At 67.5% G+C, this 9716-nt stretch carries 9 protein-coding genes; 3 read left to right on the top strand and 6 right to left on the bottom strand.

Going from position 1 to position 9716, the window contains the following annotated elements; translation table 11 throughout:
• Positions 1–217 precede the first annotated feature (217 nt).
• Positions 218–1336: a BTAD domain-containing putative transcriptional regulator gene (locus tag AB0L63_RS08880; RefSeq protein ID WP_364496736.1), complete on the top strand. Its 1119-nt coding sequence runs from the start codon at positions 218–220 to the stop codon at positions 1334–1336.
• Between the two features lie 4 nt (positions 1337–1340).
• Here AB0L63_RS08880 and AB0L63_RS08875 read toward each other — a convergent pair whose 3' ends face one another.
• The 4 genes from AB0L63_RS08875 to AB0L63_RS08860 all read right to left on the bottom strand — a co-directional run bounded on the left by AB0L63_RS08875 (position 1341) and on the right by AB0L63_RS08860 (position 4972).
• Positions 1341–1670, bottom strand: coding sequence for an excalibur calcium-binding domain-containing protein (locus AB0L63_RS08875; RefSeq protein WP_364496734.1), 330 nt, complete (start codon positions 1668–1670; stop codon positions 1341–1343).
• A gap of 43 nt (positions 1671–1713) precedes the next feature.
• The gene (locus AB0L63_RS08870; protein ID WP_364496731.1) at positions 1714–2040 is read right to left on the bottom strand and encodes an excalibur calcium-binding domain-containing protein; all 327 of its coding nucleotides are present in this window, start codon (positions 2038–2040) and stop codon (positions 1714–1716) included.
• Positions 2041–2306: 266 nt separating this feature from the next.
• Positions 2307–3377: a fused (3R)-hydroxyacyl-ACP dehydratase subunits HadA/HadB gene (locus AB0L63_RS08865; protein ID WP_364496728.1), complete on the bottom strand. Its 1071-nt coding sequence runs from the start codon at positions 3375–3377 to the stop codon at positions 2307–2309.
• A gap of 116 nt (positions 3378–3493) precedes the next feature.
• The gene (locus tag AB0L63_RS08860; protein ID WP_364496725.1) at positions 3494–4972 is read right to left on the bottom strand and encodes a hypothetical protein; all 1479 of its coding nucleotides are present in this window, start codon (positions 4970–4972) and stop codon (positions 3494–3496) included.
• A gap of 1362 nt (positions 4973–6334) precedes the next feature.
• On the opposite strand from AB0L63_RS08860, the gene AB0L63_RS08855 reads away from it, so the two are divergent.
• Together AB0L63_RS08855 and AB0L63_RS08850 are read left to right on the top strand one after the other, a co-directional pair.
• A complete protein-coding gene (locus AB0L63_RS08855) occupies positions 6335–6784 on the top strand; it encodes a DUF3151 domain-containing protein (protein ID WP_364496722.1) in 450 nt (149 codons plus the stop codon).
• A 99-nt stretch (positions 6785–6883) separates the two neighbouring features.
• Complete coding sequence (locus AB0L63_RS08850) at positions 6884–7987, top strand: FUSC family protein (protein ID WP_364496719.1); 1104 nt, start codon at positions 6884–6886, stop codon at positions 7985–7987.
• A 260-nt stretch (positions 7988–8247) separates the two neighbouring features.
• On the opposite strand, the gene AB0L63_RS08845 is transcribed toward AB0L63_RS08850, so the two are convergent.
• Both AB0L63_RS08845 and AB0L63_RS08840 read right to left on the bottom strand, forming a co-directional pair.
• A complete protein-coding gene (locus AB0L63_RS08845; protein WP_364496717.1) occupies positions 8248–9033 on the bottom strand; it encodes a site-2 protease family protein in 786 nt (261 codons plus the stop codon).
• Positions 9034–9035: 2 nt separating this feature from the next.
• On the bottom strand, positions 9036–9698 hold the full coding sequence (locus AB0L63_RS08840) for a hypothetical protein (RefSeq protein WP_364496714.1): 663 nt from the start codon (positions 9696–9698) through the stop codon (positions 9036–9038).
• Positions 9699–9716 lie beyond the last annotated feature (18 nt).

Below are 9716 nucleotides of genomic sequence, written 5' to 3'. Positions count from 1 at the left end.
GCGCCGCACAATGGATACGGCGGCGCGAGCGACGTGCCCGGAGGAGGTAGCGGAGCGTAACCATGGAGGGCGCCGGGAGCGCCGCACAATGGATACGGCGGCGCGAGCGACGTGCCCGGAGGAGGTAGCGGAGCGTAACCATGGAGGGCGCCGGGAGCGCCGCACAATGGATACAGCGCCCGCGAACACCGCGAATGGAAACAGGGGCTATTAGCACATGAGTCTGGATGTGCGCGTGCTCGGGCCCGTGCGACTACTGGTCGGTGGTGAACCGGTGGCGGTCGGCGGGCCCAAGCCGCGAGCCTTGCTCGCCGCGCTGACCATCAATCGACGGCGCGCGGTGGCTTCGGCTGCGCTGGCCGATATGGTCTGGAATGAGGATCCACCCGATTCCTACGCCGCCAGCCTGCAGGTATTCGTCTCGAATATCCGTAAGGCGCTGCGTAATTCGGGAGTGGATCCGGCCATGGTGCTGCGCACCGAATCGTCCGGCTACCGACTCGAGATCCCGGAGGATGGCTGCGATCTCGGCCGCTTCGAGGCGGCCAGGGATGCGGGCGCGCGCGCCGCCGAGGTCGGCGACCATGTGGCCGCGTCGCAACTGTTCGGAAAAGCGTTGCGCGAGTGGAGCGGTCGGGCACTGGCCGATCTGGCCGGATTGCAGTTCGCCGATGGTTTCGCCACCGCGATGGACGAGGAGCGGCTACAGGCCGCCTCGGCCCGTATCGATGCCGAAATCGCCTGTGGGCGTGCGTCAGCGGTAATCGGTGAGCTGGTCTCGATGACCAATGAGCATCCGCTGCGCGAGCCGCTGTGGGGTCAGCTGATCACCGCGCTGTATCTATCCGGGCGGCAGGCCGATGCGCTGGACGCGTGCCGTCGGGTGCGCACGGTGCTCGCGGATGAACTCGGTATCGATCCGGGCCCGGTCCTGGTCGATCTCGAGCGGCGGGTGCTGCGGCAGGAACCGCTGAGCACGATGGAGCTCAAGCGCACCGCGCGGCTTGCCGCGGCGATGACCGAGACGGTTACCGAGATGCCGCGTGCCATCCGCAGCGGTCAGCTGCGCATGCCGGATGGTCGGGTCACCACGATCGCGCACGGCGGCATGCGAATCGGCCGGATGACCGATAACGATCTGGTTCTCGATGATCCGAAGGCCAGCCGCTACCACGCGCACATCATGCCGAGCCGGGCTGGGCTGCTGATCAAGGATCTGCATTCGGCCAACGGCGTCTACGTCAATGACCAGGCGATCGAAAGCGGTGCGCTGCTCGCCGACGGCGATAATATCCGCATCGGCGCAACGGTTCTGGTGTTCCAGGCCGTCCAGTAACCGCTCAGTCGCATGCGATGCCGTCGCCATCCGGATCCAGATACGGTGCATATCCGGGCTGCCCCCGATACAGCGGCAGCTTCCCCGCGGCCCGAACCTGATCGCAATCGGTGTAATACCGCGGCGCCTCTTCCTTCGATTGCTCCGGCGGCGGCACATTCGACCCCTTCGGCCCCGGTCGATAGGTGGGCACCGGAAGCGAACTATCCGGCCCGGCAACGAATTGGGGGCTGGATGAATCGGCGGCGGCGATCGGCGACGCGCTCACGAGGCCGCCGATCACCAGACACACACCGAGCGCGGGTATAGCACGAAAGATCACTGAAGCTTTCACATTCTCCATCCTGCTCCGCTTTCCACGCCGATGTCAGTACGCGTTATTCACAGGCGATTCCGTCATTGTTGCGGTCCAGGTGGGGTGCATATCCCGGGGCGCCGCGGTGCAGCGGCGCCTGTCCGGCTCGGCGGACCTCGTCGCAGTTCTTGTAGTAGGGCGCCGGTTGGGTCTGCGGTGGTTGTGATCGGGGCGGCGGGTTGTTCGGCAAGTTCTGTTGCGGTTGTACGGGCGGGCAGAACTGGGCGGAGCCCGAGTTGCACAGCAGGTCGGTCAGCGGATCGGCGGTGGCCGTCGGTGCCGCGAATGCGATGGCGGCGCAACCGATCAGGATGGCCATAGCGGTTCCGGGCAGCGATCTGGGGTGCACAGCAGGTTTCATGGTTGTCCTATGGTCGAAAGGAGAACCACCGGAGGCCCTTTGCTCCCCCGGTGGACGCCACTCACCCCGACTCGAGTTGTCGTGTGGACGGTAGCAGGGCAGCCTGGCTGCGGTCTCGAAAATGAAGTAGGAGATCCTGCTAATTCTGGATGTCCATGCGGCACTTGGGGAATCGGTCGGTAAGTAGGGCTGGGCGACCTGGAACGACTACAACGTATACCTCGTGCACGCGACCACCGAATGAGGTTGCGCCGCTAGGCGAATCGAACCTCGGCGATGGCTCGGCCGAAGAGTTTGCGGCCCTCCGAATTACCCGCCAGCAGAATGGTCCCGGTCCGCGTGCGCGGATCGAGCGATTTGATCTTTCCGCTGAATTCGACGGAGCTCGGCGCCTCGGTGGTCACCGGAACGAATCCGGCGAACCGCACGCTGAATTTCTCGATCGCCGTCGGATCACCGAGCCAGGAGGTCAGATAGTCACCGGCCAGGCTCATGGTCAGCATGCCGTGCGCCACCACGGTCGGCAGCCCGGCCAATTGGGCCGCGCGCTCGCTGAAGTGAATCGGGTTGGGGTCGCCGGAAACCCCCGCATAGTTGGCCAGGTCGCCGCGCGTCACCTGCGCGGTCTCGGCCGGGAGTTGATCGCCGACGGATAGGCGGTCGAAGTCCTGGAGGGAGCGCACGGATGCGCTGCGCGCCGCAGGCCGCCCTGGGGCCGGGGCATCCGCGGGCAACGCGACCAGCGGGCCGCTGTCCGGCACCGTGATATCACCGACGGTGACCGGACGGGTGTGCATCATGATGTTCTCGACGGCGGCCGCGATATTCGGATCCACCTCGACACCGCGGCGCGCCACGATGGTGGTCGAACCCGATTGCACGATCTCGCCGTGCTGGTTCGTCAGCGAGAACGTGACCAGGATGAAGTCGTTATCGGCGTACTGGCGGATCGAGTCGATCGCGACCTCGGTGCTGAGCCGGTCGCCCGCCACGATCGGGCGTGTGAGCTCGAAGACCTGATCGGTCTGCAGGATCTGGGACAGGTCGTATTCGGTGAGCACCGAATCCAGCAAGGCTCGGGTCGCGTTGATGCCGATGACCGAGGCGAATGTCGGCGGTGCGACGATACGGTCGTAACCGAGCTCACGCGCATCGAGTTCGGAGTAATGCGCGCTGTGCCGGCTCTGCGTCGCGCGGGCGAACTCGCGGACTTTCTCCCGGCCGACCGAATAGCGTTCGCGCACCCGGAACCGGCTTCCCGCCAGTGTGGCTGTCTGCTCGACCACTTCGGCTTCCGGCTTTTCGATTGTCTGCTCCCTGGCCATGATCCGGGCCATGCTACTGGCGAACCGGTCCAATGACCAGGTAAGTGTGACGTTTGCGACCCGGTTAGCGGGCTTACTTATGGATGTGTCCTGCAGGACTCGGCGTCACCTCTCGGCTACGGCGTCCCGGCGCTCGGCGGGTCGCAGACCTTCCAGCCATCGGTGGTCTGCTCGAGATCGAAAGTCCGCGCCGAGCGCTTCGTCGGATCCGCGTCGGTGTAGACGGTGGCCTGTGCGATCGCGGTCTTATCGGTGATCTTGATCGTATCGACGCTCGCCACCACGGGAATATTCTTGCGATCCACCGACAGTTGGTGCACGCCCGCGAACTGGTCCGCCGGAATGCCCTGATAAAAGTCGTGCAACTGCCCGCAGGTGGTTTTGCGCAGCGCCGCGAGATCACCGGATTTCAGTCCCGCGGTGTAGTCGGTGATGGTGGCGCGCACCTTCGCCTCCGGGGAGTTGTCGCTCCGGCCCCCGATGAGCACGACCGCTAGCCCGATTACCGCGATGAGCGCCGCGGCGCCCGCTGCGATGAACAGCCAGCGCTTCGAAGGCGCGGCCGGTGCCTCGGTGTCCGCCGGCCGCGGACCAGGCGGCGTGTATCGCTGCGGCTGCGCCATCGGCCGCGGCGGTGGTGTCCCGGTGACCGGCTGGGCGGGGCGAGTCTTCTGCGTATCGGCAGGTGACGGGGCCGACGCGACCTGAAGTGGTTGGCCGGGCCCGCGCGGTGCCGACGGCGCGGTCTCCTCGACCCCCGGTCCACTCGGCGAAGACCCTTGCGCTCCAGCCTGTTTCGGACCGGCTGCGGGCCGCGGCGTGCTCGGCGGCTTGGTGATCGGACCGGGCCGAGCCGCCGGCGCAACGACCCGGTCGGTACTGGGCTTGGTCCCGGCATCGGTGCGCATCCGCTGCGTGGCGTCCTTGTCGAACGGCTTCTCGGCCGGCTTCTGGATCGGCAGCGCGACGGTCTGCTCGGCATCCAGCTTCGAGACCACCGGCATGGCGATGGTCTTGTCATCCGCGCCTGCGAAATCCGGCTCGTCCGGCCGCGCCGGAGCGGCACCCTTGCCGCCCGCCGACTCGGCCTTCGGGTCGACCCGGCGCATCACCATCGTCGCCGCATCGGCACCAGCGCCATCGTCGACGGTGTTGTCTGCCGGTGCCGTGGACTGTGCCGGGCCCGAATTCCGCTGAATTACAACGGTTTCCGCATCGGGTCCGGCCGCGCGAGTTTCCCTTGGCGCCGGGTCGGTGCCTTCGGAACGTGGCGAGTGAGCAGTCGATTCGGCGGCGCTCGGTGCGGCGGGCGCCGCGGACTTGTCGCCTACCGCTGCGGCCGGGGCTGTACCGGATCCCTCGGCGGCCGTAGCAGCAGCTCCACCGGCCGCGGCAGCCGCCGCAGCGGGCTTCGCCGTATCACCAGCAGGACCGTCCCGTTTGATCGCCGCGGTCGGTGCATTCGGCCCGGAGACAATATCGGCCACCCCACCCGAGGAGCCAGCACCTGGCGTCGGCTTACCCGGAACCGCCGCTGGTGTGTTCGCGGGGACCGACTTATCTGTGCCTTCGACGTCGCTACGCGAGATCTTCATGGTCTGCGCCGCAGAACTCCCGGACCGCGCGGAATCGGCGGCAGCACCCGCTTTCGCGGACCCGGGCGCAGACGAGCCCGCGCCGCCCTCACGTTGTCCGGCCCCGCCTTGCACGGGACCAGGCGAGGCTGTGCCGCCGGGCCTGGTTGTGCCGTCCGGCCTGGGGACGGACGGGCTTGCGCCGCTACCTCCCGCGCTACCCGGCGCGGCTGTGTTGCCGGGCTTGCCAGCTCCGCCTGGCGTGGGAGCAGGCGAGGTCGCGCTGCTATCGCGTTGGCCCACGCCGCCCGACGTGTTTGCGCCGCTCGGCGATTGAGCGGATTGGGCTGGGCCGCTGCCTTGTTGGCCGCTGCTGCCCGGCTCGGCTGTGTTGCCCGGTGCGGGAGCGGGCGAGGGGGTGCCGCGATCTCGTTGGCCGGTGCCGCCCGGGACGGAGGCTGGTGACGGTGCGTTGGCTGCTCCGCTCGGCTGGTTGGGGGCCGCGGGCTTTCCGAGCGCGGCGATATCCCCGGTCGACGCACCCGACTGACCGGCGCTCGTCGATGTCTGCTTCGGCACCGAGGGTGCTGGAATCGGCCGAGTGGGAGCGGCTGCCGCGCGCTGTTCCTCGGCATTCCCGGATCCTGACGGCGCGTCCGCTCCGAACGATGCCGCAGGGGCCGGACGCGTCGGCGAGCTGGCCGCATCTTCTTTCGCGGTCGAACTCCCGCCGGGCGTCGCGCCGGATCCCGGGGACACGTTCGCCCCCGACGAGGTGGGCGCCGGTCGGGTCGCGGCGGTGGCCGAGCCTGCGCCGTGCACCGAAGCACCAGCTCCCGAGGAGGTTCCAGGCTTGGCGGGGGTACCAGCTCCCGAGGAGCTGCCGGAGTCTGCGGCTGAACCGGGACGGACTGGTGCGTTGGATCCCGAGACCGAGCCGGGACGGGATGGGGCAGGAAACGGCTGAGTCGCGCCAGCGTCGGGTCCCGAGGCAGTACCCGAGCGTGCGGCGGGACCCGGGCGCGCGGGTGCGCCCGATCCCGGTGACCTACCGGGTTCGGGAGGGTTGGAGGACGATGCGGGTGTCCGGTCCGCGGGCGCGGCTGGGCGCGGGTCGGCTCCCGCTTCCGCGGGGCGGCCGGGATTTCGTGCCGGGCTCTTCTGGTCGTTCGGGTCGGACACCTATAACCCTTCGCTCGGGCGGAACAGTTGAACTCCTCGACGGTCAGCCTAGCCAGCAATGCCGTCAACTGTGAGGTTCCCCTGCGCAGTGCTCGGCCTCGTCCGGCTCGATGGTGGCGGGTGGGGGGAAGGGCCCGATACTGCTCAGCCAGGGCAACGTCGTATCGGCGCGACCCGCGCGCACAGTGCACAATGAACCGTATGACCTCGTTCGGTGACTTGCTCGGACCGCAACCGGTACTCCTGCCCGAAGACTCCGATGCGGAGGAGGCGCTGCTGAACAATGCTGATCCGGTGCAGGTCGCGGCCGCGCATCCGGCGGCTTCGATCGCCTGGGCCCATCTCGCGGAGGCCGCCTTGCAGCGCGGCGGGGCCGAGGGTGACACGCGGGTGGTCAATCACGACATCGTCGCCGCGTACGCATTCGCACGCACCGGCTACCACCGCGGCCTGGATCTCTTGCGACGCAATGGCTGGAAGGGCTTCGGGCCGGTGCCGTGGAGCCACGAACCCAATCGCGGTTTCCTACGCAGTGTCGCCGCGCTGGCCAGGGCGGCCCGTGCGGTCGGTGAGACCGAAGAATACGCACGCTGTCTCGACCTGCTGGAAGACTGCGACCCACGCGCCGCGGGTGAGCTAGGCCTCGACTGAGTGGTTGCAGCACCGCATAGCGATTCGATGAGGGGTGGTGGTCGGGCGACGGGTGGGCTCGGCCCGAACTCTCCGGTTGGGGTCGCCCGTGCCAGCAGTATGCAGAAGCTGCGCAGCTCGTGGGCGCGATTGCGACTTTCCGCATTGCCGATTCTGCAGTGCGCGGTCGGCGCGGCGCTTGCCTGGTTTATCGCGCACAAGATAGTCGGGCATACGGTGCCCTTTTTCGCACCGACCGCGGCTGTGGTCTCGATCGGCATTTCGTTCGGCGCCCGGCTGCGTAGGTCGGTGGAGTTGGTGGTCGGCGTCGCGGTAGGCATCGGCATCGGCGACCTGTTCATCACCCGCGCGGGCACCGGCGTCTGGCAGATCGCCTTGGTCGTCGCGGTGGCCATGGCGCTCGCGGTATTCCTGGACGGCGGTTCGATCATCACCATGCAGGCCGCCAGCTCGGCGGTGCTGGTCGCGACGCTACTGCCGCCGTCGGCGGGCGGTGGCTTCTCGCGCATGATCGACGCACTCGTCGGCGGGTTGGTCGGCGTGGTCGTGGTCGCATCGATACCGATGCATCCAGTGCGCCGGGCCCGCGAGCAAGCCGCGGAAGTCCTTGCGGTAATGGCGAAATCGCTGCACGAGTGTGCCGACGGTCTACTTGAACAGGACTCGGAGAAGATCCGCACCTCCTTGACCGCGGCCCGCGCTACTCAGCCCCAAATCGATGGCCTGCGCTCCAGCCTGGAGGGCGGTCGGGAGATCAGCCGAATCTCCCCGCTCTATTGGAATTCGCGCCAGCGCCTCGAGCGCATCCGTGCCACCGCCGACCCGCTCGACAATGCCGTCCGCAATACGCGGGTGCTGTTGCGCCGTTCGCTCACCCTGGTCCAAGACGACGAAATCCTGGACCCGCGACTGATCGAGGAAATGGAGCGCTTGGCCCAAGCCGTCGAAGTGGTGCGTCGGATGATGCTCGCCGATCCCGGCCAGCAGCCGGATCAGGCCGAGGCCGCCCGGGTGCTGCGCGGTGTCGCCAAGGGCGCGCGACCGGAACTCGTTGCGGGCGCGGGACTCTCGGCCCACGTCGTCTTCGCGCAGATGCGCTCCATGCTGGTCGATCTCATGCAGGTCTGCGGCATGCAGCGCATTTCGGCCATGGCCCTGCTGCCCCCGACCGTCCCGAATCCGCACGTGCCGCCGGCGGCATGAGCCGACTACTCGGCGGATTTCGGACATTTCCCGCCGATGTGGACAGCGAACGCGGTCTCCGGCGCCGGAATCATGATCTTCACGTAGTCCGCTACTCGTGTTCGCCCCCGCCCGCGGTCATAGCCTCGAACGGCAACCGCGGTTACGAGGGGTAGCGCGGTTTGGACGCTTCGCTTGACGGCGAACCGCCCTACCGGCCATATGGTCGTACGAAGAGGTCGCCCGGTCCGGCAGGTCGGACCGGGCGACCAGCATATCGGCTAGGTCCAGAACCGCGTCAGGAAGCTGCCGTACCGCGACCAGTTCGCATCGACCCCGGACAACTCGTACAGCGAGTACACCGCATCGAAGAACACCGTGTTGATCGAGGGCGTGAACAGCAGCGCGAACACGATCAGCATGCCGAACGGCTTGAACTGATCGAGCGCCCGCCGGGTCTGATAGCTCAGCGACGGCTCGATCACGCCATACCCGTCCAACCCGGGCAGCGGCAGAATGTTCAAAAGCGTTGCGGTGATTTGCAGAAACGCCAGAAAGCTCAGGCCGTACCAGAACGCGCGGTGCGAAGTGTCACTGCCGAAGAACCGCACAACCACCAGCAACAGCACCGCGCAGATAGCGTTCACCGCGGGCCCCGCACCGCTGATGATCCGCTGCATACGCGCGCTGACATTGTGCGGGTGCACGTACACCGCACCGCCCGGCAGGCCGATCCCGCCGAGCGCGATGAACACCATCGGCAGCACGATCGACAGCAGCGGATGGCTGTACTTCAGCGGATTCAGCGTGAGGTAACCCCGCAGCTCCACCTCACGATCGCCCGCCCGCCACGCTGTATACGCATGCGCGAATTCGTGCAGACACAGCGTGACGATCCAGCCGAATACGACGAGCAGAAATACTCCGAATTTCGCCCGTGTCGACTGCACATCGGCGTTCCACGCGAGCGCGCCACCGGCCGCCGCGATCGCGATCACCAGCAGGAATATCGGGCTAGGCCGCCGCGAAACACCCAGTCCGGGCCGGCCGTCTCTCGGGAACCGCATTGTCAACGCACCAGCAGCCAGTTTTCGTGATGTCGATAGAACGACGACCGCGGCAGCACCCGATCGTTGGTGATGCCGTCCCTGGTCACCACCGCCCCTGGCGTGCCGAGCTGCGCGGCCCGCCCTTCCAGCCAGCGGCGCCTGCGGATGATGTTCTTCTGCACGCTCGCCCGGACCCCCGGCATATCCAACATGGGCGAGACGACCATCGCGTTGACCTTGCCGGAGAACAACAGGGCGTCATCCACAAAAGCCTCGCCCTCGAGCTTCTCGCCGTTGAGGCCGGTGATCTCGGCCCGCCCGACCAGCACGGTTCCGGTGTCGTCGCGGATCAGCGGGGTTTCGACGGCCCGGCCCTCCACCGCCCGTCTGGCGGCGGCATTGCCGGTGCCGGTCTGGTAGGCGCGCGAGCCGTAGGTCTTCTCGACCGGCACGTACCCGATCTCCACATGCAGTCGCTCGGTCCGCATCAGATGGGTCAGCACGGAGGCCAGGGCGGCATCGTCGCCGAGCACGATCAGCCGGGGCAGGCTGTCGGCGGCCAGGACTGGCAATAGCTCATCGATAACGCTGTTTTCCGCGATGGCGGTCGTCTGGGAGAGCGGCAGCGACGCGAGGGCGATGGGTACCGGTGCGCCGTCGCAACGGAGAACGTGGGTACTCAAACTGCCGTACACCCTCCT

The sequence above is a fragment of the Nocardia sp. NPDC051990 genome (genome assembly GCF_040680755.1).
In the GTDB taxonomy this organism is placed as follows: Bacteria; Actinomycetota; Actinomycetes; order Mycobacteriales; family Mycobacteriaceae; genus Nocardia.
This window is presented reverse-complemented; position numbering and strand designations above follow the sequence as displayed.

Coding starts and splice junctions, on each gene's coding strand:
- AB0L63_RS08880 (WP_364496736.1), top strand. CDS start 218: ATGAGTCTGGATGTGCGCGTGCTCGGGCCCGTGCGACTACTGGTCGGT.
- AB0L63_RS08850 (WP_364496719.1), top strand. CDS start 6,884: ATGCAGAAGCTGCGCAGCTCGTGGGCGCGATTGCGACTTTCCGCATTG.
- AB0L63_RS08860 (WP_364496725.1), bottom strand. CDS start 4,972: ATGAAGATCTCGCGTAGCGACGTCGAAGGCACAGATAAGTCGGTCCCC.
- AB0L63_RS08845 (WP_364496717.1), bottom strand. CDS start 9,033: ATGCGGTTCCCGAGAGACGGCCGGCCCGGACTGGGTGTTTCGCGGCGG.
- AB0L63_RS08865 (WP_364496728.1), bottom strand. CDS start 3,377: ATGGCCAGGGAGCAGACAATCGAAAAGCCGGAAGCCGAAGTGGTCGAG.
- AB0L63_RS08855 (WP_364496722.1), top strand. CDS start 6,335: ATGACCTCGTTCGGTGACTTGCTCGGACCGCAACCGGTACTCCTGCCC.